The organism is Streptomyces sp. NPDC048718, from assembly GCF_043198875.1.
Classification (GTDB): domain Bacteria; phylum Actinomycetota; class Actinomycetes; order Streptomycetales; family Streptomycetaceae; genus Streptomyces.
Window position 1 is genome coordinate 89,564 of sequence record NZ_JBICVG010000021.1, and the last position, 19,928, is coordinate 109,491.

Sequence of the window (19,928 nt, forward strand, 5' to 3'; positions counted from 1 at the left end):
CTAGGGCAGCATCCAGGACAGCGCCGGCAGCGACTGCAGGTAGACGAGCGCGCAGAGGATGGCGAGCATGCCGAGGCTGTAGCCGGCGACCTTGCGCAGCAGGACGCGTTCGCTGCCGGGTTGGCCGACGGCGGTCGCGGCTATCGTCAGGTTCTGCGGGCTGACCAGCTTGCCGACCACTCCGCCCGAGGTGTTCGCGGCGACGAGGAGGGTCGGGTCGATGCCGGCCTTCTGGCCCGCGGTCTGCTGGAGGGTCGCGAAGAGGGCGTTGGCCGAGGTGTCCGAGCCGGTGACGGCGGTGCCGAGCCAGCCGAGAGAGGGCGACAGAAGGGCGAAGACGCCGCCGGCCGCGGCCAGCCAGGTGCCGATGGCCATGGTCTGGCCGGACTGGTTCATGACGTAGGACAGGGACAGCACGGTCGCGACGGTGGCGATGGCGACGCGCATGTTCACCACGGTGCGCCCGGCCGCGCGCAGCGCCAGCCGCCCGGTCATCGGGTACCGCTCGCTGCCGGTCAGGCGGTAGATCAGCGTGACCAGCAGGCCGGAGAGGATCAGCAGGGTGCCGGGGTTGCCGAGCACCTCCAGCTTGTAAACGGCACTGCCGGCCGGGGTGCCGTTGGGTGCGAGCAGCTCGCCGTACAGGCCGGGCCACTGCAGGAGGACGTTCCAGTGGGCGAGGGCGGCGGGTACGTCGATGGCGCCGGTGTTCAGCTTGGCGAGCCCGAAGACCACGATGACGAGCAGGTACGGCAGCACGGCGAGGGTGACGCGGCGCGGGGTGAGCGGCTGGGCCTCGACCCGCGAGCGCTGGTCGTCGGGGGTGGCGGGCTTCCAGAAGCGGAGCATGAGCACGGCCGCGGCGAAGCCGGCGAGCGCGGCGACGACGTCCGTCAGTTCGTAGGCGAAGTGACCCGCGCACCAGAACTGCGCGGCGGCGAAGACGGCTCCGGTGACCACGGCTATCGGCCACAGCTGGCGCACACCGCGCCGTCCGTCGACGAGGAAGAGCAGCAGCGTCGGGACGAACAGGGCGAGCAGCGGGCTCTGGCGGCCCACGACGGCGGCGATCTCCTCGGCGGGGATGCCCGTGAGGTTGCCGGCTGTGGTGATCGGGATGGCCATGGCGCCGAAGGCGACGGGGGCGGTGTTCGCGACCAGGACGGTGACGGCGGCGCGCAGCGGCGGCAGACCGAGCGCCATCAGCATGGCCGCGGTGATGGCGACGGGGGCGCCGAACCCGGCGAGCGCTTCGAGGAGGCCGCCGAAGCAGAACGCGATGAGCATGGCCTGGACGCGCAGATCGCCGCGCCCGACCGCGCTGAAGGAGCGCCGCAGGTCCTCGAAGCGGTTGCTGACAACGGTGAGTTCGTAGAACCAGATGGCCGCGACCACGATGAGCATGACCGGGAAGAGGCCGAAGACGGCGCCCTGCGCGGCGGACAGCAGGCCGAGCTCGACGGGCATGTCCATCCCGAACATGGCGACGAGCAGCGCGACGAGCAGGGCTCCCAGCGCGGACTGCAGCGCGGGCCGCTTGGCGACCATGAGCAGGACGAAGAACACGGCCAGCGGAAGGAGGCCGAGGAGTGCCGTACCGGCGAGGCTGCCGCCGACGGCGTGCGCGTCTGGGGTGAAGGCGGCGAGGACCGCCGGGGGTGCTGAGGCCACGAAAAGTACTCCTCGTCGAGTTCCGGACCATGCGAGCAGAGATTCGCGCCCACGGAGCGCGGCAGGAAACGGCAGCGGCTGCGGCCTGCTGACCGTTCGGAGTGCTCGCCGCTCTGGGCGGCGGGCGCCCTTAGTAGCGCACTCGCTCACACCTGATGTCAATAAGGTCGGACCACATTGCCGTCCGGCCTATGCAAGGGGCGACATGCTGTCCTTTTTGGCACGACGGACGTATGGTCGGACCGTAAATCGCATCGCGAGACGTGCGAGAACGAGATTGTGGAGGCTCTCCCTTGCGTATCGGACTCTTCGCCACATGCCTGGGAGACACCCTCTTCCCCGACGCGGTCAAGGCCACCGCCGTCCTGCTCAGTCGGCTCGGCCACGAGCTGGTGTTCCCGCCGGACCAGACCTGCTGCGGGCAGATGCATGTGAACACCGGGTACCAGCGCGAGCCCGTGCCCCTGGTACGGGGCTTCGTCGACCAGTTCGGCGACGCTTCGATCGACGCCGTCGTGATGCCGTCCGGCTCCTGCGCCGGATCGGTTCGCCACCAGCACGAGATCATCGCCGAGCGGTACGGGGACCCGGCGCTGCGCTCGGGGGTCGCGCGGGTCAAAGCGAAGACATACGAACTGTCCGAACTGCTCGTCGACGTGCTCGGCGCCGTGGACGTCGGCGCGTACTTCCCGCACCGGGTGACCTACCACCCCACCTGTCACTCACTGCGCATGCTGCGCGTCGGCGACAAGCCGCTCCGGCTGCTGCGCGCCGTCGACGGGATCGACCTCGTGGAACTGCCCGAGGCCGACTCCTGCTGCGGCTTCGGCGGCACGTTCGCCGTGAAGAACGCCGACACCTCCAGTGCCATGCTCGCCGACAAGCTCACCAACGTGTGCGGCACCGGCGCGGACGTGTGCACGGCCGGCGACTCCTCCTGCCTGATGCACATCGGAGGCGGACTGTCCCGGATCCGCTCCGGCACCCGCACGCTGCACCTCGCACAGATCCTCGCCGCCACCCGCACCACGCCGTACGCCATGACGGAGGCCGTCCGATGAGCAACACCTTCCTCGGCATGCCCGCCGTCCCGCCGCGCGCCCCGTACGGAGCGGGCAACCTGCGAGGCGACCAGAAGTTCCCGAAGGCCGCCCGCACCGAACTGCGCAACGAGCAGTTGCGCGGCAATCTGCACCGGGCCACGCACACCATCCGCGCCAAGCGGCTCGCGGTCACCGCCGAGCTGCCCGACTGGGAGCAGTTGCGGGCAGCCGGATCCGCGATCAAGACGGACACCATGAACCGCCTTCCCGAGCTGCTCGAACAGCTGGAGGAGAAGGTCACCGCGGCCGGCGGCACCGTGCACTGGGCGCGCGACGCCGTCGAGGCGAACGCGATCGTGAGCCGGCTCGTGGAGGCGACGGGCAGCAAAGAGGTCATCAAGGTCAAGTCGATGGCCACCCAGGAGATCGGGCTCAACGAGCACCTGGAGGAACGCGGCATCCGGGCCCACGAGACCGATCTGGCCGAGCTCATCGTGCAGTTGGCCGACGACAAGCCCTCGCACATCCTCGTCCCGGCGATCCACCGCAACCGCGACGAGATCCGGGAGATCTTCCTCCGCGGCATCCCCGGCGTCGACCCGGGGCTCGACTCCGTACCGGCGCACCTCGCGGCCGCCGCGCGCGCCTATCTGCGCGAGAAGTTCATGACGACGAAGGTCGCCGTCTCCGGGGCCAATTTCGCCGTCGCGGAGACCGGCACCCTGTCGGTCGTCGAGTCCGAGGGCAACGGGCGCATGTGCCTGACCCTGCCGGAGACCCTGATCACGGTCATGGGCATCGAAAAGGTGCTGCCCCGCTACCGCGATTTGGAGGTGTTCTTCCAGCTGCTGCCGCGCTCCTCCACCGGCGAGCGGATGAACCCCTACACCTCGCTGTGGACCGGGGTCACCCCGGGCGACGGGCCGCAGGACTTCCACCTCGTCCTCCTGGACAACGGCCGCACCGCGGCGCTCGCCGACGCCATCGGCCGCGAGGCCCTCAACTGCATCCGCTGTTCGGCCTGCCTGAACGTCTGCCCGGTGTACGAGCGGACCGGCGGCCACGCGTACGGGTCCACGTACCCCGGGCCGATCGGCGCGGTGCTCACCCCGCAGCTCGCCGGCATGCACGAGGCGAAGGACGACCCCAACTCCTCACTGCCGTACGCCTCCAGCCTGTGCGGAGCCTGCTTCGACGCGTGCCCCGTGAAGATCGACATCCCCTCGCTCCTCGTCGAGCTGCGCCACCAGCACACCGAGCGCTCGGGGACGACGGCCGAGAAGCTGGCGATGAAGGCGGCGGCCGCGGTGATGTCCCGGCCGAGGGTGTACACGAGCGCGCAGAAGGCCGCCGGGCTCGGCCGGGTGATCGCCGGCCGGGACCGGAAGATCACCCGCCTGCCACCGCCGTTCGACGGCTGGAGCGCGAGCCGGGACACCGCCGCGCCGCCGAAGCAGACCTTCCGCTCGTGGCTGGCCTCCGCCGAGGGGACGGCCACGCTGCGCCGGGCCGCCGAGGAGGGTGCGGCCACCGCCCAGAACCCCGAGGAGCAGCGATGACGACGACCTCCGGCACCAAAACCGACGCCCGCACGGCTGTGCTCGGCCGGGTCCGTGACGCGCTGGCGCTCGCGCCGAAGCCCGACGTGCCCGTGGAACGGACCTACCGCATCGGGCGCACCCTGCCCGACGCGGAACGGCTCGAACTGTTCGTCGACCGGCTCGTCGACTACAGGGCCACGGTGGTCACCTGCACCGCCGACACGACGGCCGTCACACTCGCGCGGGTGCTCGCGGAACGCGGGGTCCGCACGGTGGGTGTGCCGGTGGGTCTGGACCCGTCCTGGCTCGGCGCGTTCGACGGCACGGTGCGTGAGGACGCGGCGGACGTGCCGGCACCGCGGCTGGACGCCCTGGACGGCGTGGTGACGGCGTCCGCGGTGAGCTGCGCCGAAACCGGCACGATCTTCCTCGACGGCTCCCCCGGCCAGGGCCGCCGCGCCCTGTCCCTCGTGCCCGATCTGCACGTCTGTGTCGTCGACCTGTCGACGGTCGAGGCGGGCGTGCCCGAGGCCCTGGCCCGGCTGGTCCCCGAGCGGCCGACGACGATGATCAGCGGTCCGTCGGCGACCTCCGACATCGAGTTGGAGCGCGTGGAGGGGGTACACGGCCCGCGCACCCTGGACGTGGTGATCCGCACCGACGTGTGAGGGCCGCCGCCCGTGGTCGCTCCTGCGCCCCGGCAAGGTGCACCGGATGACGACGCGCCCCGCCCTGCCGGCCTCTGCCGAGCCGGTGCGTGAGGGCGGTCGAGGGGCGATCGCGCGAGGCCGGGCCGATCCGGCACGTGGTGATCATGATCGACGGCGGGGGCGGCTCCTGCGGGCGGGGGCCGTACGGAAACCGCTCGCCGGTTTCCGTACGGCCTGCCAGGGTGAGGCCGTGACATGGAGTGAAGGCGACTGGTTCGCGGCGGGGCACGAGAGCGAGCAGGAGGGTCTCTACGCGTACCGGGTACGCGGGCGGGGCCGCGGCGGGGTGGTCCTGTGGATCGGGGGCGTCGACGACACGCCCGACCGGGTGCTGGCCCTGCCGGACGGCGACCGGCGACGGATGCCCGTGTTCGCGACGGCCGGCCAGGCCCGGCGGTACGCCGAGCGGCGCGGACGGCCCCTGACCTACCCCGAGGCCGCCACCCTGGAACTCGGCCGGGTCCAGCACTGGCTGGCGGACCCGGTGCGCCGGCGGGTTCCCGCAGGTGCGGTGCTGGACGCCTGGAACTTCTTCGAGGACCTGGCCCTCGGTCTGGCCCCCGACCCGCTCGCGGCCGACCGGCCGTGGCGGTCCGCCGCGCACGACAGCGCCTACGAGAAGCTGTTCGGCGACGAGCGCGACACCTGGACGCCCGAGGAGCAGGGCGCCGTCCGGGAGCTGCTGACGGACGGGGTGAAGCTGTGGAACTCCTGTCCGGTGGTGGTGCGTCCTCGGGCGGCCCGCGCCACCACTGACAAGACCGCCGGCTGACTCGTTCGCACCCGCACCCGCGCCCACGCCCGCACCCGCTCCTGCTCCGGCGCGCGGCGGCTCCCGTACGGCAGAGGGCCTTTGTGACGCCCCTGTGACCGGAACTATGGCTTCCCTCACATCCCCGGGGCGCGCTCCCTGATGGGATGCCTTGATGCGCCGCTTCCCCGCCGCCCGCCCGGCCCTCGCCGCGACCACCCCTCTCGTGTCGGCTCTCGCCGCGACCGCGCTGTTCCTCACGGGCTGCGGGACGACACCCGCGGACGGCGGGAGAACGGGCGCGGACGGCACCCCGGCCGCACTCCCGTCCGGTACGCCGATCGACGATCCGGGCAAGGACGGCGTTCGGGTCGTCTCGCTGTCCCTGCCGCCGGCCCCGCCTTCGTCCTCGCCCTCACCCTCGCCCTCCCGTCCTTACGCCGTGCACGCCGATCCGCTTCCCACGGCCTTGGCCGGCGCGGGATCCTCCGCCGCCTACGAGGTCGTCAACAAGGGGCCGGTGGCGCTGACGTACACCGTCGTCATCACCTTCACGAACGAGGACGGCGGGGCCATGGACAACCAGCGGGTGACCGTGCGCGATGTCGCTCCCGGGAAGACCGTGCGGGGCACGGTCCAAGCCCAGGCGTTCACGCCGCGGGTGACGGGGGCGAAGGTGACGACGGTGACCAAGGTCCCCGCGAGCGAGGCCCCGGCCGAGGCGGGCACCTGCCCCGCCTCCGGGATCCGGATCGGTGCCGACGACGGCGACGCGGCCATGGGGCTGCGCGTCGTGGGCCTGCGCCTGGACAACTGCGGCACGCGCGACTACACCGTCGAGGGCTACCCCCTCCTCGAACTCCTCGACTCCCGGCGCGAGCCCGTCGACGGCGTGCGGATTCTCCACGGCAGTGGGGAGATCACCACGGGCCTCGGACCCGACGAGCCGCCCCGGCGGGTGACCCTGCGGCCGGGCGAGTCGGCTACCGCCGCCCTGGCCTGGCGCAACACCACCGAGTCCGGCACGCCGGTGAACGTGCCCTATGTACGGGTCCGGGCGAAGGCGGGCGCGGACCCGGTGACGGTGACCCCGCGCCTCGACCTCGGGACCACCGGCAAGCTCGGGGTCACGCCGTGGAAGAAGGCCGGACAGCCGGCGGCGTCCGGGGGTTCACAGCCGGGTTCCTGACCGCCCGCGCGGCGCGCTCGTCCGGTCGGCCTCCTCCGTTCCGTGTCGTGACGGGCGCGAACCACCGGGCCCGGATGGGATCGTTCGCCGGACGGGATCGCTCCCCGCCGCCTGTCCGGAACGGGCCGGATACGGGGCCGGTACGGGCCGTTGGCCCCGGCCGGGGCGCGGGTTAGGGTGCGGGGTGCTCTCGCGATCCCCGGCCGCCGCACCGGACATCAGCCCCGCCTCGCTCGCCGACGCCGCCCTCCTGGACCACACGGAGGACGGCCGGCGCTGGCCGCTGCTCGTCTGGGCGCCCGGCCCCGGCACCCGAATGGTGTCCAGCGCCGTTCTCGGCGGTGGCCTCGGGGAGCGGCGCTGGGTGGTCAACGCCCAGGTGCCACCGGGGTACGGGCGGCTCGACCCGGTCGACCATCTGCGCGAACTGGCCGCCGGAGCGGGGCTGTCCGGCCCCGGTGTGGGCCTGATGACGGCGGCGGAGCTCGGCGAACGGCGGTTCGCCGCCGACGGCGGCGCCGAGGCCCTGGTGACCGCCGGGATCGGGGTACGGGGGTGGGCCGCGGCCCCCGACCCGGGTACCGTCGGCCCGCCGCGTCCCGGCACGATCAACATCGTCGTCTCGCTCCCGGTGCCCCTCTCGGACGCGGCGCTGGTCAACGCGATCGCGACGGCGACCGAGGCGAAGGTCCAGGCACTGCTGGACGCCGGGGCCGATGCCTCCGGCACGCCGACCGACGCGGTCTGCGTGGCGTGCCCCTCCCCCGGCCGCGGTCCGGCCGAGCCCTTCGCCGGTCCGCGCTCCGTCTGGGGCGCCCGGCTCGCCCGCGCCGTGCACCGGGCGACCCTGGAGGCGTGCGCGCTGTCGCTCGCCCGCGGCGTCTGACGGACCTGACGGGCCGACGGGGACGAGGGCAAGGCCGGAGACGGGGACGGGACCGGCCTCGCGGAACACCGTGTGAGCAGGCCGGACGGTTCCCCGGGCATCGCGTCAGGGCGTGCGCCAATGGGCCAGCACCTCGTCCGTCGTCGCGAGGGTGGCGACGAGCGCGAGGGTGTGGCGGAGCATCGCGGCGGTGTAGTCCGCGGGCACCCCTGCGATGGCGTCGCTCGGTACGACGACGGTGTAGCCGAGGTTGACGGCGTCGAAGACCGCGTTCGGCACGGCCACGTTGGCCGAGACCCCGACGACGACCAGCGTCCGGCAGCCGAGGTTGCGGAGCAGCGCGTCCACGTCCGTCCCGGCGATCGGCGAGAGCCCGTGCAGCCGTCGGACCACCAGGTCCTCCTCGGCCACCTCGATCGGCTCGGCGATCCGTACGGCCGCGCTGCCGGGGTGCTGCGCGACGGGGAGCCGGGCGGCGGCACGGAAGAGGCGGGCGTTGCGGCTCGCGCCGCGCCCGTCGGGGCGGCGCTCGGCGACCGCGTGCAGTACCTGGACGCCCGCCCCGTGCGCGGCGGAGACGAGCCGGGCCACCCGGGTGAGCACGCCCGATTCCCGCGCCGCTGCGGCGAGTTCCGGTAGGGCGCTCGACGCCCCGACGACACCCTCCTGGCACTCGACGGTGAGCAGAACGGCTCCGCCCGGCGCGAGCAGCCCGGCGAGCGGATCCGGCCCGGTCATGGCACCCTCCTTCTTGCTCCTGGGCATCCAGAGCCGCCATGCTTCCTGACACTTCATCAGATAGCCAGAAGGGTGCGGAGGATGGCCACGGAACAGCGCCGCGGACGCCGGATCATGATGACCCCGGGCGAGATCGACTCCTATCTCGCGCGGCAGCGCACCTGCCGGGTGGCGACCGTCTCCGCCGACGGCCGTCCGCACGCCGGCGCCCTCTGGTTCGTCTGGGACGGAACGTCGCTCTGGCTCTACTCGCTGACCCGCAGCCGCCGTTGGTCCGATCTGCGGGTTGACCCCCGGATCGCGGTCGTGGTCGACGACGGCGAGGAGTACGGGGAGCTGCGCGGGGTGGAGCTGTCCGGCACCGTGGAGTTCGTGGGCGAGGCGCCACGCACCGGCGAGCCCCACCCCGGACTCGACATCCCCGAACGGCTCTTCGCCGCCAAGAACTTCGACCTCGACACCATGCCGCACGACGGCCGGCACGCCTGGCTGAGGCTCACCCCGAGCGCCGTCGTCTCCTGGGACTTCCGCAAGCTCACCGAGGGGTGAGGCCCACCCCCGACCCGGGCTCCGTGCCTCCAAGTGCCGGACCCGGCACCCAGGATGGCGGGCCGCACACCCGGGCGCCGGGGATCCCGTATCCGATCCCGGGCCGCCGCCCTCCCCGTACCGTCAGGCCGACAGCGGCGCACCGGCCGCCCGCAGCGCGTCCACGACCGCCCGTATCGAGGGCCGGCGCCCGGCGTCGGTGCGCCAGGTCGCGTAGATGTGCCGGCGCACCGGCTGCCGTACGGGCACGAAGGAGACTGCGTCCCCCATCGGCAGCCGCCCGAGCCGGGGCGCGACACAGACGCCGAGCCCGGCGGCGACCAGCGCGAGCTGGGTGTGGTGGTCGGCGGCGACATGGGCGATGCGCGGCTCGACCCCCTTGGCGCGCAGGGTGAACATCAGCCACTCGTGACAGAATTCGCCGCGCGGCCAGGACACCCAGTCCTCCCCCGCGAAGTCCTCCAGGTCGACGACCTCCCGGCCGGCCAGCGGATGGTCGGCGGGCAGGGCCAAGTCGGCGGCGTCGTCGAGGAGATGGACGCGTTCGAGACCGGCGGGGACGGGGGACCGCTTGTTGTTCCAGTCGAGTACGACCGACAGGTCGCAGTCCCCGCGCAGCACCTCGCGGACCCCGGGCTCGGGCTCCAGCTCGGTGGTGTGCACCCGCAGCTCGGGGTGGGCCGCGCGCAGCGCGCGGATCGCGGTGGGGAAGAGCCCGCGCATGGCGGTCGGGAACGCGGCGATGCGCACCTCTCCGACCACCTGGCCGCGCTGCGCCTCGATGTCGGCCTGGGCGAGTTCCACCTGGGACAGGATCCGCCCGGCGTGCTCGGCGAGCAGCAGCCCGGCATCGGTGAGCCGGATCCCTCGGCCGCTCCTGGCGAGCAGCTGCTGGCCGATCTCGCGTTCCAGTTTGGCGAGCTGCTGGGACACGGCGGAGGTCGTGACGTGCAGTCCGTCGGCGGCTCCGCTCACCGATCCGTGCCGTGCGACGGCATCCAGGGTCCGCAGGCGCTCCAGATTCAACATGTAAGCAATGCTAAGACATCCACCCAAGGAATTCTCGCTTGTGCTACGAAGTTGCCTCGTTCACTCTGTGGTGCATGAGCAGCTCCTCGTCCTCTTCTTCCTCTCCTTCCGCCCCTCCTGTCCCGGTCCCTCCTGCCCTTTCCCCCCGTCCCGCCACCGCGCCCGGCCCACGCGGCGTGGACTGGCGGGTGCGCTTCGGCGTCCTGGCCCTGATCTGGGGATTCAGCTTCCTCTTCATCAAGGTGGGCACGGACGGCTTCGCCCCGTTCCAGGTGACCTTCGGCCGACTGCTGTTCGGTACGGCGGTGCTGGCCGTCGCGATGGTCGCGAAGCGTGACCGGCTGCCGCGCGGCGCCCGCACCTGGGGGCATCTGGCGGTGGCCGCCTTCCTGCTCAACGCGCTGCCGTTCTCCCTCTTCGCCTACGCCGAGCTGACGATCCCCTCGACGCTCGCGGGCATCTGCAACGCCACCACCCCGCTGTGGGGCATGCTGCTGTCGCTCGTCGCGCTCTTTGAGGACCGGCCGACCCGGGTGCGGGCGGCCGGGCTCGGCATCGGCTTCATCGGCGTGCTGACCGTCCTCGGCGCCTGGCAGGGCTTCTCGGGGCTGGACGTCACCGGTACGGCGATGGCCCTGCTCGCCTCGCTCAGCTACGCGGTCGGCTGGATCTACGTCCGCCGCACCCTGTCCGGCACCGGGTCCTCGAACCTGTCCCTCGCCTGCACCCAGGTCGCTCTGGCCACGGTCCAGCTGGCCTTCGTCACCCCGCTGTTCACCACTTGGCCGCAGCGTTTCGAGGTGCTGCCGCTGCTGTCGGTGGTCGCGCTCGGCGCGCTGGGCACGGGGTGCGCCATGCTGCTCCAGTACGGGGTGGTCGCGGAGGTCGGCCCGACGACCGCGTCCATGGTCACGTACTTCATCCCGGTCATCGCCACGGCCGCCGGTGTCGCCGTCCTGGGCGAGACGCTGACCTGGAACACCCCGGTCGGTGCGGTGATCGTCCTCGCCGGCGCGGCCCTCACCCAGACCCGCGGCCCGCGCCGGGCTCCCCGCCCGAAGCCGGTCCCTGACCGCACCCCGCCGGTCCGGGAGCACACCCCGCCGGTCCGGCGCCCCGTGCCGGTCACGGCTGCGGCGTCCGTCCCGGCTCCGGCCCCCGCGCCTCTCGCCGCCTCGATCCCGGCCCCGGCCACGACCCCGGCGGTCGCGATCCAGGCTGCGGCTTCGGCTTCGGTGCCCTGCGCGCCCGGGGGTCCGGCTCCCAACAGGCCGGGCCCGGTCGTTCAGTAACGCAGGACGCCCGCGATCCGCCCCTGCTCCTCCAGCGTGCCGTCGGGCACGAAGCGGACCTCGGTACCGGTCTCCAGCGCCTGCTCGACGATCTCGTCGACCATGTCGTCCCGGGCACCCTCGTCCCCGGACTGGGCGGGCTCCAGGTGACCGCCCTCCTCGCGTACGACGGTCCGGTAGTGCTCCTCCACCGCCAGCAGCCGCACCCGCGCCTGCCGCACGGCCTGCCAGACCTCGTCGATGCCGCCCGCGAACTCCTTGCGCCCCCGTGCCGCGTCCAGCTCCGCCACCACCGTGGACGTCGCCGCCGCCACCCGCGCCTGGCGCAGCGGTTCGACGGCCTGCCACACGGCGGCGGCCGGCCCCTCGGCGAGACCGCCCTGCTGGATCGTCATGGCGTCCGGGCCGAGCGAGCCCAGGTCCTCCAGGAGGGCGAGCGCGGGGGCCGACCCCAGCACGTAGAGCGGGCGGGGCTCGGCGGCGACGACGGCCCGCAGCTTCTCGTGCGCCTCGCGCAGGAAGTGGCGGGCCTCCTCGTCCTGGAAGGTGCTGGGCACGTCGCCGATACGCTCCTTGCGCTCGACGTCCGGGTCCTCCAGGCTCCGGGTGAGCGGGAAGCCGTCCTTGCCGTGTTCGGTGGCCCGCTCGGGGTCGCCGCTCCACAGGGAGACCCGGTCGGCCGCCACCGCCAGGGCCCAGTAGGGCTGTTCGGCGGCCTGGGCCGCGACCAGGTTACGGGTGAGGAAGGTGTCGGAGAGCACCACCCGCTCGGGTACGGCGCGGGCCACCGACCACACTTGGTGCTCGCCCTGCGCCACGTAGATCACCAGCCCGTCCTCGGCATGCACGAGGTCGGTCTCGGCCACGGCCCGGCGCAGCTGGTCGAGGATGTCGAGGCGCCGCTCCCGGGGCACGTCCGGATCCTCCTGGACGGCTTTTTCCGCCTGGGCGACCAGGTTGCGCAGCCGTACCGGGTCCTGGGTGTTCTCCGGTTCGCGGCGATGCGTGGGCATCACGAGGGAGACCGCGGGGTACGGGCGGGGCTGGCGCAGCTTGGCGAGCGCGTCAGGGGTGAGCACGGGGTCCATGAGGGGAGCCTCCTGCCGGGTTCGGACGGATGCCGGGACGGGCCTCGGGGTCGCCGTGCGGCGGCCGGGGTGCCGACCCCGGGGGCCGGTCGCGGGTCCGCCGCCGCGTCCGGCCCCCACACAGCGCCATCCTGGACCGAGATGTCACCACCCGCGACTCGGCGCGTTCGAACGGTGTCCCGGGGGCATCCGTGCCGGGGGCCGGGACATCCGCACCGCACCGCGCCACTGCGCGCCGCGCCACGGGCCCGAGCCCGCCGCGCCTCCGGACAGGGACACGGCCTCAGGTGCGGGTCCGCGGGTACGGAACCGGTTCCGGCCGCGTACGGGTACGGACCCGGACCCGGACACGGACACGGGCCCGGACCAGCGGACCCCGCTCCCGCCCCCTCAGCCGTACCTCCGGGCCGGCGCGGGGCCCGCCGCGTAGGCGAGCGCGTCGGCGAGCGGTTCGAGATCGGCGAGGGTGAGCCCGGAGACGGTGACCCGGACCGCCGGCCCGGCCTCCAGCCGGAAGCGCGCGCCGGGCGCGACCGCCCAGCCCCGGGCCTGCAGCCGGGCGACGGCACCGGTCTCGTCGGCGACCGGGATCCACACGTTCATCCCGCTGCGGCCGTGCGCCTCGACCCCGCGCGCGGCGAGCGCCCGGACGAGCCCGTCGCGCCGCTCCCCGTACGCCGCCGCGACCACCTCCGGATCGACGACCCCGGAGGTCCACAGCTCCACGACCGCGCGCTGGAGCAGCCGGCTGACCCAGCCGGGGCCGAGCCGCTGCCGGCCGAGGACCCGGTCGACGGTCTCCGGGTCCCCGGTGAAGGCGGCGATCCGCAGGTCGGGGCCCCACGCCTTGGCCACCGAGCGGACGAACACCCACGCGCCGTCGCCCGTGGCGAGCGGATGCGGGGGCTCGGCGACGATGCCGTGACCGTGATCGTCCTCGATGAGCAGGACGTCGGGGTGGCGGTCCAGCACCGCCCGCAGCGCGGCGGCGCGGGCCGCGGTGACGCGGGCGCCGGTCGGGTTCTGCGCGCGGTCGGTGACGACGACCGCGCGGGCGCCGGCCCGCAGTGCGCGGGCCACCGAGTCCGGCAGCGGTCCGTCGTCGTCGACGGCGACCGGAACCGGCCGCAGCCCGAGCGCGGGGACGAGGTCGAGGAGGCTGCCCCAGCCGGGGTCCTCGACGGCGACGGCGTCGCCGGGCCGCAGCCGTGCGGTCAGTACCCGCTCGATGGCGTCGAGCGAGCCCGACGCCACACCGACCGGTCCGGCCGGCACCCCCGCCCGGTCGAAGGCGGCCCGCGCGAGCCGGGCGAACTCCTCGTCGACGGGCTCCTCGCCGTACTGCGTCGGCCGCCGGGCGTACGCGCCCGCGACCTTGGCCAGGGCGGCACCGAGCGGGGGCAGCAGCGCCGGGTCCGGGCTGCCGTTGCCGACGTCGCGGACCCCGGCCGGAACCTCGACCTGGAGGGAGCCGCGGGCGGTCGTCGCGGGCGCGGGCCGCACCCGGCTGCCGCGCCGGCCGTCGGTCTCGATCACCCCGCGCTCGCGCAGGGTGCGATACGCGGCGGCGACGGTATTGGGATTCACGCCGAGGGTGGCCGCCAACTCCCGCATGGGCGGCAGGGGTTGCCCTGGTTCGAGCTGCCCGGAGCCCACCCCCCGCTCCACGCTGGCGGCGATCTCCGATGCGCGACGACCTTCGATCCGATACTCTCCTAGCACAAAACCTATTATGCACTAGTGCAATGGAGTACGCCATGACGGACGCGCTTCCCGCAGCCCTGTCGCCCTACGAGCCCAGCGAGCGGACCATCCCCACCCGTTCCCGCGAACGCGCCTCGTACGACCGCCCGCTGGTGCACGCGATACTCGACGAGGGTTACGTCTGCCACCTCGGCTTCGTCCGTGACGGCGCGCCGGTCGTCCTGCCCACGCTCTACGGCCGGGTCGGCGAGCGCCTCTACGTCCACGGCTCGACCGGCTCGCGGCCGATGCGGATGGCGGGCGGCAGGGGTGACGGCGCCGGGAACGACGGTGGCGGCGACGGCGGTCCAAAGGAGCCCGGGCTGCCGGTGTGCCTGACGGTGACCCATGTGGACGGCCTGGTCCTGGCCAAGTCCGCCTTCCACCACTCGATCAACTACCGCTCGGTCGTCGTGCACGGCACCGCCCGCCAGGTGACCGACCCGGAGGAACTGCGGACCGCTCTCGACGCGCTGGTCGACCACGTCGTGCCCGGCCGCGCCGCCGACTCCCGGCCCGGCAACGCCAAGGAACTGGCCGCGACCGCCGTACTGCGCCTCGACCTCGACGAGGTGTCCGCCAAGGTCCGCACCGGCGGCCCCAACGACGACCCCGAGGACGCCACGCTCCCCCACTGGTCCGGCGTGGTCCCGGTCGTCGGCGGCCTCGGCACCCCGGTGCCCGCCGACGACCTGGACCCGGCCATCGCCCCGCCCGGTTATCTCGCCGGCCGCTGAGAGGGCCGATCCACCGTGCTGATCCATCCCTGGGACGCACCCCACGACGACGGCGAGTGGCAACGCTGGCTCGCCGCGCACGACTTCGGCCGGCTCGCGGTCAACGGCGCGCCCGGCGAACCGCCGTGGGTGCAGCCGCTGCACTTCCGGTACGAGCCCGGGCCCGGCCCGTACGGCCAGGTGATCACGCATCTCGCCCGCCCCAACCCGCTCTGGCGCGACCTGGATGGCAACCCCACCGCACTGCTGAGCGTGGTCGACGACTACGTGTACGTGCCGGGTCACTGGACCGCCCCGGACGGCGCGCCGGCCGAACACGGCACGCCGACCTCGTACTACGCGGCCGTCCAGCTCCGCTGCACCGCGCACGTGGTGGACGATCCGCAGGAGAAGGCCGAGTTGCTGAACCGGCAGGTCGCGCACTTCCAGCCCGAGGGCGGCACGGCACAAGTGCGCACCGGCGAGGCGCCGTTCGGCCGGATGCTGCCGGGCATCCGGGCACTGCGGCTCGAAGTGACGGGTGTCCGCGCCAAGTTCAAGTACGCGGGCAACAAGCCGGCGGCCGTCCGGGAGCGGGTCTCGGTCCGGCTCGCCGAGCGCGCCGGACCAGGTGACGCGGCGGCGCGAGCCCATCAGCTCCGCCGCCACGCCACCGAACCGGTCGGAAACGAACCGGCCGGAGACGGACCGGTCGGCGGTGGGCCGGCCGCCGGGCCCGCCGGTGCGGGACGGTCCGCCGCGGGCCCGGCCGCCCCCGAGGGCCCCTCCGCTACGACGTGACGGAGACCGTCTCCGCCGCCGCCCGCTCCCCGCGCCGTCCCGTCGCCGCCCGTGTCTCCGCGAAGGCGAGACCGGTGACGGCGCAGAGCAGCAGCAGGGTGCCGGCGACGGTGGAGACGGTGAGATGTTCGCCGAGCAGGGTGACCGCGATGAGCGCCGCGCTGACCGGCTCCAGAAGCATGATCACGGAGACGGTCGCGGAACGGATCACGGCCGCCCCCGCGAAGTAGAGCGCGTTGGCGAGCGCGGTCGGGACGGCCGCCACGTAGACCAGCAGGCCGAGGATCTCCAGCGGGGCGTCCGTATGCGGGACCAGCCCCTCGACGGCCGCCATCGGCAGCAGACCGGCGGCGCCGACGGCGAACGACCAGGTCGTGGTGGCCAGGACGTCGACCCGCCCGTCGCCGGTGCAGCCGAGCCACCGGGTGAGCAGGGTGAACGCGGCGTAGGCCGCGGCGGAGACAAGGGCGAGCCCGACGCCGAGCGGCCGTACCTCGGCACCGCCCCCGCCGAGGACGAGCACGCCGAGCCCGGCGAGCGCCCCGGCGACGGCCATGACTCCGCCCGCGCCCAGCCGTTCGCCGAGGAGGATCCGGGCCCCGGCCGCGATGAGCACGGGGCCGGCGCCGAGGGTCACGACGGTGCCGACGGCGAGCCCGGTGGCCTGGACGGCGGCGAAGTAGGCGCTGTGGAAGACGGCCATGCCGATGCCCGTACCGAGGACACGGACGAGCCATCGCCCGCGCGGCTCGCGTACGGCCGGGGCCTTGGCCCCGCGCCGCCGCAGCGCGAGCACGCCGAGCAGCAGTACCAGCGCGCCGACGTAGCGCCAGAAGGACAGGGCGAGAGGGCCGAGATCACTGACCCGGAAGACCAGGGACGCGGCGGCGCCCGCGGTGCCCCAGGCGACACCGGCGATGATCAGGAAGGTGAGGTTCCGCCCCGTGGACAGGGCGGAGCCAGGAGTGTTCGACACGTACGGACTCCGATGAGGAGGAAGGAAAGGTGGTCGCCGGCTCCGCGGGCGGGCGGCGACGAACCACTCGGGGGCCTGGATTCGGCCCGCCCGAGTTCGGTCCTCGTCAGCGGAAGTGAGCCGCCCGCGGTCAGAGAGCGGGGGGCGGCAGTACGGTCAGACGCATGGTCGGCACCCTACGGGGTGACCTTTCCGGCCGCCAGACCGGCACCGGCCGACCCCGGTTCCTCCGCCCCCGCTCCGGCCGGGGCGTCCGCGGAGTCCGCGGAGTCCGTCCGGGAGGCGCCCGCCGCCGCCACGCCCGCGTCCCCCGTACCCGCACCCGCACCTACCGCGTCGACCGCGGCGGCCCGCTCGGCGGATCCGGCGACCGGTTCGGCCGTCGCGGCCTTCGGCGTCGAGGACTGCGCGATGAACGCGCCGACGAGGACCACCGCGCCGCCCGCGATCTGCGGCGCCCCCAGGTGCTCGCCGAGCAGCACCCAGGCGAGGACGGTGGCGATCACGGCCTCCAGACAGGCCACCACGCCGGCGACCTGCGGGGAGAGCTTGCGTACGGACACGACCCCGGTGACGTACGCGAGGACGGTCGCGATCAGCACGATCCAGGCCAGCAGCAGCCAGGCCGGGGCCGTGGTGCCGCCGAGTTCGGCGGTCCCGCCGAGCACCGGCCAGTCCATGTTCCATGGGCGGGAGACGAAGGTGAGCAGGACGGCGCCGAAGAGAAGTCCGTACGCGATGAAGCCGAGCGGGTCGACGGGCTCGGCCTCGTCGGTGCCCTGGTCGGCCAGGACGAAGTAGCCGACCTGGCAGCCCGCGGCGGCGAGCGCGAGCAGCAGGCCGAGGGCGTCGAAGCTCAGCCCGGACCAGATCTGGACGACACAGGCGAGTCCGCCGACGGCGAGGACGACGCCGAGGGCGGCGGCGCGGGTCACCGGGCGGCGCTGGACGAAGCGGACCCAGCCGAGGACGAGAGCGGGGGCGAAGTACTCGACGAGCAGCGCGACACCGACGGGGACCCGGGAGATCGCCGCGAAGTAGCAGGCCTGCACGCCGGCGACGCCGAGCAGACCGAATCCGGCGAGCAAGGCGGGCTTGCGGCGGGGCAGGTCGCGGTGGCGCCAGGCCACGGGCAGCATCACGAGGGCGGCACCGGCCACCCTCAGCCACACCACGTGCAGCGGGTCGAGCCCCGCCTCGATGAGCGGCTTGGCCGCCACACCTGAACCACCGAATGCGAAGGCCGAGGCCAGGGCGAGTCCCAGGCCGGCGCTTCTCCCCTGAGACGCGTGCATCGGGCCATCATGACAGGGCCTGATCAGGGGCGTAACCCCCGTTACACCTGTTGAGACAGCTCCCCGACCCGAGCCGCGAGAGCGGTCCGGTCGACGCCCGCGCGACGCAGCACCTCGGCGGCCCGGCTGTCGGGATCGGCGGCGAGCGCGCCGAGCAGATCCAGCCCCCGGGCACGGCGCTCGCCGCGCCGGGCGGCCCGTTCGAAGGCTCCCCCGAGGGCCGCCGCGGCGGCCGGGGACCAGCCGGAGAAGGCCGCCGCGCCGGATCGCAGGGCGGGAAGCGCGGAGCCTGTCTCCTGGTCGGACCGCAGGGCGGGGAGCGCCGGCCCCGGATGTTCACCGGACCGCAGGGCGGCCAGAGCCGAGCTCGGGTCCTCGCCTGACGACCTCAGGACGGGAAGCACGGTGCCGGTCTCCTCGACGGACCGCTGCCAGCGCAGCCCGTATCCGATGGAACGCTGCACGAGATAGCCGAGCACCCGGGCGACCTGGTGGCCGCCCTCGAAGGCGGCGCCCGCCTCCGGGTCGCTCTCGACGAGCGAGTGCAGCAGGTGGGCGGTGTCGATCTGCCGGTCGCCGCCCCGCAGGGTCCGCCGCCTGGCACCGGCCACGACCGTCATCAGCTCCGAGGTCAGGACGCGCTCCAGATCGGCCCGGCGCGCGGCGGGCAGCAGCCGGTACGCCGGGGGACGGGGGGCGGGGACGCTCGGGACGGGATTGTGCACGATTCCCACCTCATCAGACCCACGGCGCCGGGACATCCCCGGCGAGGAGCATCCGCGCGTCCCACCGGAGTCGGGGCCAGGCGGGCGATTCCTCCTCCTTACGAAGGAGATCGCGCCACTTCTTCCCTCAGGTGGCGCGCCGCCTTGCCACCGGCCGGAAGTCCTGACGGCGCGACACCTGGAGGCCCCGGGGCCGGTACACCGACCACCCGGCCCGGGCACCCGGCCCCCGGCACGGCCGCGGGGCACCCACCCTTCGGACCCGGGCCGCGTCCCACCCAAGTGGCCGACGGCACGGGCACCTGGTGTGCCGTATCGTCCTTCCGGCATGTTCTGGATGGTGGCCCTGCTCGCGCTCGACGGGCAGCAGTACGTCTACCGGGTGTACGCCCCTCGGGAGGCGCTGCCGGGCGACCTCTTCTGGGCCGCGTTCCACTGCCACGACGAGAGCGGCCGGCCGCGCGCCTCGGACTGCTTCGACTCGGCGCGGATCTGGTGGACCGGTGACGAGACCGTCAACCTGACGATTCGTCAGTATTGAATGTTGACGCTGCCCCGGCTACGTTCCGCGACAGCGAAGCCCGACTGGTACGCGTAAAAGGGGTGGCCCATGGCCGAAGTCAGCGCGCAGGCACGGATCGAGGCACCGGCCGGAAAGGTGTGGGCGCGGCTCACCGACTTCGGCTCGTACGGGGAGTGGAACGCCACCCACACCGACTTCCCGGACGGCGGCCCGGCGGCCCTGGAGCCCGGCGCCACCTTCATGGAGAACATGCGACTGATGGGCTTTCCCGCCGAGGTGACCTGGACGGTCGCGGAGCTGGAGCCGGGGCGCGTGTTCGCGATCCGCGGCAAGGGCCCGATGAACGTCGCCATCGGCACCCGCTACTCGCTCACGGCCGACGGCGAGGCGACGACGGTACGGATCGACGGGGAGTTCACGGGTGCGGCCGTGTCCCTGATGGCGGGCAAGCTGAAGGACTCGGCCACGGCGGCGCTGACGGAATCGCTGAGCCGGCTGGCGGGCCTGGTGACCTGACCGCGACGCACGCCACGCCCGGTCAGAGTGAGGGGGGGGGGGGGGGGGGGGCCCGGGGCCCGGGGGGGGGGGCGCCCCGGCCGGGGGGGGGGGGGGGGCGCGCGGGAAAAAAGAAGTATGGTGGGGGTGGGTGGAGGAAGGCGGGA

The 19,928-nt window shown here is 73.8% G+C and carries 20 protein-coding genes; 12 read left to right on the forward strand and 8 right to left on the reverse strand.

All coding sequences use genetic code 11. From position 1 onward, the window contains the following. Complete coding sequence (locus tag ACGFRB_RS30530) at window positions 1-1,671, reverse strand: L-lactate permease (protein ID WP_393247666.1); 1,671 nt, start codon at window positions 1,669-1,671, stop codon at window positions 1-3. A 293-nt stretch (window positions 1,672-1,964) separates the two neighbouring features. Between ACGFRB_RS30530 and ACGFRB_RS30535 the strand changes: the two genes are divergently transcribed. From ACGFRB_RS30535 to ACGFRB_RS30560, 6 genes are all read left to right on the forward strand, one after another. Continuing rightward, entirely contained in the window at window positions 1,965-2,732 is a 768-nt protein-coding gene (locus ACGFRB_RS30535) for a (Fe-S)-binding protein (protein ID WP_393247668.1), read from the forward strand. Next, entirely contained in the window at window positions 2,729-4,273 is a 1,545-nt protein-coding gene (locus ACGFRB_RS30540; protein ID WP_393247670.1) for a lactate utilization protein B, read from the forward strand. Before ACGFRB_RS30535 ends, ACGFRB_RS30540 begins: the two co-directional genes overlap by 4 nt. Further along, window positions 4,270-4,923 (forward strand): lactate utilization protein C, encoded by a 654-nt coding sequence (locus ACGFRB_RS30545; RefSeq protein ID WP_393247672.1) that lies wholly within the window; start codon window positions 4,270-4,272, stop codon window positions 4,921-4,923. Before ACGFRB_RS30540 ends, ACGFRB_RS30545 begins: the two co-directional genes overlap by 4 nt. Window positions 4,924-5,155: 232 nt before the next feature. Then, a complete protein-coding gene (locus tag ACGFRB_RS30550; protein WP_393247674.1) occupies window positions 5,156-5,737 on the forward strand; it encodes a hypothetical protein in 582 nt (193 codons plus the stop codon). A gap of 154 nt (window positions 5,738-5,891) precedes the next feature. Beyond that, the gene (locus ACGFRB_RS30555) at window positions 5,892-6,905 is read left to right on the forward strand and encodes a DUF4232 domain-containing protein (RefSeq protein ID WP_393247676.1); all 1,014 of its coding nucleotides are present in this window, start codon (window positions 5,892-5,894) and stop codon (window positions 6,903-6,905) included. Window positions 6,906-7,089: 184 nt separating this feature from the next. Continuing rightward, the gene (locus tag ACGFRB_RS30560) at window positions 7,090-7,791 is read left to right on the forward strand and encodes an adenosylcobinamide amidohydrolase (RefSeq protein WP_393247678.1); all 702 of its coding nucleotides are present in this window, start codon (window positions 7,090-7,092) and stop codon (window positions 7,789-7,791) included. 105 nt (window positions 7,792-7,896) lie between these two features. Here the strand turns inward: ACGFRB_RS30560 and ACGFRB_RS30565 are convergent, their stop codons facing one another. Next, window positions 7,897-8,529 (reverse strand): cysteine hydrolase, encoded by a 633-nt coding sequence (locus tag ACGFRB_RS30565; RefSeq protein WP_393247680.1) that lies wholly within the window; start codon window positions 8,527-8,529, stop codon window positions 7,897-7,899. A gap of 81 nt (window positions 8,530-8,610) precedes the next feature. Between ACGFRB_RS30565 and ACGFRB_RS30570 the strand changes: the two genes are divergently transcribed. Next, window positions 8,611-9,078: a pyridoxamine 5'-phosphate oxidase family protein gene (locus ACGFRB_RS30570; protein WP_393247682.1), complete on the forward strand. Its 468-nt coding sequence runs from the start codon at window positions 8,611-8,613 to the stop codon at window positions 9,076-9,078. A 123-nt stretch (window positions 9,079-9,201) separates the two neighbouring features. Here ACGFRB_RS30570 and ACGFRB_RS30575 read toward each other — a convergent pair whose 3' ends face one another. Then, a complete protein-coding gene (locus ACGFRB_RS30575) occupies window positions 9,202-10,107 on the reverse strand; it encodes a LysR substrate-binding domain-containing protein (protein ID WP_363007669.1) in 906 nt (301 codons plus the stop codon). 74 nt (window positions 10,108-10,181) lie between these two features. On the opposite strand from ACGFRB_RS30575, the gene ACGFRB_RS30580 reads away from it, so the two are divergent. Continuing rightward, a complete protein-coding gene (locus ACGFRB_RS30580; protein ID WP_393247684.1) occupies window positions 10,182-11,399 on the forward strand; it encodes a DMT family transporter in 1,218 nt (405 codons plus the stop codon). Here the strand turns inward: ACGFRB_RS30580 and ACGFRB_RS30585 are convergent. Both ACGFRB_RS30585 and ACGFRB_RS30590 read right to left on the reverse strand, forming a co-directional pair. Further along, the gene (locus tag ACGFRB_RS30585; RefSeq protein ID WP_393247685.1) at window positions 11,393-12,487 is read right to left on the reverse strand and encodes a chemotaxis protein; all 1,095 of its coding nucleotides are present in this window, start codon (window positions 12,485-12,487) and stop codon (window positions 11,393-11,395) included. The genes ACGFRB_RS30580 and ACGFRB_RS30585 overlap by 7 nt on opposite strands. Before the next feature lie 390 nt (window positions 12,488-12,877). Continuing rightward, the gene (locus ACGFRB_RS30590) at window positions 12,878-14,209 is read right to left on the reverse strand and encodes an aminotransferase class I/II-fold pyridoxal phosphate-dependent enzyme (protein WP_393247687.1); all 1,332 of its coding nucleotides are present in this window, start codon (window positions 14,207-14,209) and stop codon (window positions 12,878-12,880) included. 35 nt (window positions 14,210-14,244) lie between these two features. On the opposite strand from ACGFRB_RS30590, the gene ACGFRB_RS30595 reads away from it, so the two are divergent. After that, on the forward strand, window positions 14,245-14,967 hold the full coding sequence (locus tag ACGFRB_RS30595) for a pyridoxamine 5'-phosphate oxidase family protein (protein ID WP_393247689.1): 723 nt from the start codon (window positions 14,245-14,247) through the stop codon (window positions 14,965-14,967). A gap of 15 nt (window positions 14,968-14,982) precedes the next feature. Beyond that, on the forward strand, window positions 14,983-15,747 hold the full coding sequence (locus ACGFRB_RS30600) for an FMN-binding negative transcriptional regulator (protein WP_393247691.1): 765 nt from the start codon (window positions 14,983-14,985) through the stop codon (window positions 15,745-15,747). On the opposite strand, the gene ACGFRB_RS30605 is transcribed toward ACGFRB_RS30600, so the two are convergent. The 3 genes from ACGFRB_RS30605 to ACGFRB_RS30615 all read right to left on the reverse strand — a co-directional run bounded on the left by ACGFRB_RS30605 (window position 15,737) and on the right by ACGFRB_RS30615 (window position 18,779). Next, window positions 15,737-16,723, reverse strand: coding sequence for a DMT family transporter (locus tag ACGFRB_RS30605; RefSeq protein ID WP_393247692.1), 987 nt, complete (start codon window positions 16,721-16,723; stop codon window positions 15,737-15,739). The genes ACGFRB_RS30600 and ACGFRB_RS30605 overlap by 11 nt on opposite strands. 176 nt (window positions 16,724-16,899) lie before the next feature. Beyond that, the gene (locus tag ACGFRB_RS30610; RefSeq protein ID WP_393247694.1) at window positions 16,900-18,018 is read right to left on the reverse strand and encodes a DMT family transporter; all 1,119 of its coding nucleotides are present in this window, start codon (window positions 18,016-18,018) and stop codon (window positions 16,900-16,902) included. A gap of 41 nt (window positions 18,019-18,059) precedes the next feature. After that, on the reverse strand, window positions 18,060-18,779 hold the full coding sequence (locus ACGFRB_RS30615) for a Clp protease N-terminal domain-containing protein (RefSeq protein WP_393247696.1): 720 nt from the start codon (window positions 18,777-18,779) through the stop codon (window positions 18,060-18,062). Between the two features lie 292 nt (window positions 18,780-19,071). Here ACGFRB_RS30615 and ACGFRB_RS30620 point away from each other — a divergent pair, with 292 nt between their 5' ends. Beyond that, entirely contained in the window at window positions 19,072-19,284 is a 213-nt protein-coding gene (locus ACGFRB_RS30620; RefSeq protein ID WP_361230584.1) for a hypothetical protein, read from the forward strand. Window positions 19,285-19,353: 69 nt separating this feature from the next. Then, the gene (locus tag ACGFRB_RS30625) at window positions 19,354-19,782 is read left to right on the forward strand and encodes an SRPBCC family protein (protein WP_393247698.1); all 429 of its coding nucleotides are present in this window, start codon (window positions 19,354-19,356) and stop codon (window positions 19,780-19,782) included. Window positions 19,783-19,928: the final 146 nt, after the last annotated feature.

What these genes read in the sequence shown, in the direction of transcription:
- ACGFRB_RS30540 (WP_393247670.1), top strand. Translation starts at nt 2,729, where the DNA reads ATGAGCAACACCTTCCTCGGCATGCCCGCCGTCCCGCCGCGCGCCCCG.
- ACGFRB_RS30545 (WP_393247672.1), top strand. Translation starts at nt 4,270, where the DNA reads ATGACGACGACCTCCGGCACCAAAACCGACGCCCGCACGGCTGTGCTC.
- ACGFRB_RS30555 (WP_393247676.1), top strand. Translation starts at nt 5,892, where the DNA reads ATGCGCCGCTTCCCCGCCGCCCGCCCGGCCCTCGCCGCGACCACCCCT.
- ACGFRB_RS30565 (WP_393247680.1), bottom strand. Translation starts at nt 8,529, where the DNA reads ATGACCGGGCCGGATCCGCTCGCCGGGCTGCTCGCGCCGGGCGGAGCC.
- ACGFRB_RS30570 (WP_393247682.1), top strand. Translation starts at nt 8,611, where the DNA reads ATGGCCACGGAACAGCGCCGCGGACGCCGGATCATGATGACCCCGGGC.
- ACGFRB_RS30575 (WP_363007669.1), bottom strand. Translation starts at nt 10,107, where the DNA reads ATGTTGAATCTGGAGCGCCTGCGGACCCTGGATGCCGTCGCACGGCAC.
- ACGFRB_RS30580 (WP_393247684.1), top strand. Translation starts at nt 10,182, where the DNA reads ATGAGCAGCTCCTCGTCCTCTTCTTCCTCTCCTTCCGCCCCTCCTGTC.
- ACGFRB_RS30585 (WP_393247685.1), bottom strand. Translation starts at nt 12,487, where the DNA reads ATGGACCCCGTGCTCACCCCTGACGCGCTCGCCAAGCTGCGCCAGCCC.
- ACGFRB_RS30595 (WP_393247689.1), top strand. Translation starts at nt 14,245, where the DNA reads ATGACGGACGCGCTTCCCGCAGCCCTGTCGCCCTACGAGCCCAGCGAG.
- ACGFRB_RS30610 (WP_393247694.1), bottom strand. Translation starts at nt 18,018, where the DNA reads ATGCACGCGTCTCAGGGGAGAAGCGCCGGCCTGGGACTCGCCCTGGCC.
- ACGFRB_RS30615 (WP_393247696.1), bottom strand. Translation starts at nt 18,779, where the DNA reads ATGTCCCGGCGCCGTGGGTCTGATGAGGTGGGAATCGTGCACAATCCC.
- ACGFRB_RS30620 (WP_361230584.1), top strand. Translation starts at nt 19,072, where the DNA reads ATGTTCTGGATGGTGGCCCTGCTCGCGCTCGACGGGCAGCAGTACGTC.
- ACGFRB_RS30625 (WP_393247698.1), top strand. Translation starts at nt 19,354, where the DNA reads ATGGCCGAAGTCAGCGCGCAGGCACGGATCGAGGCACCGGCCGGAAAG.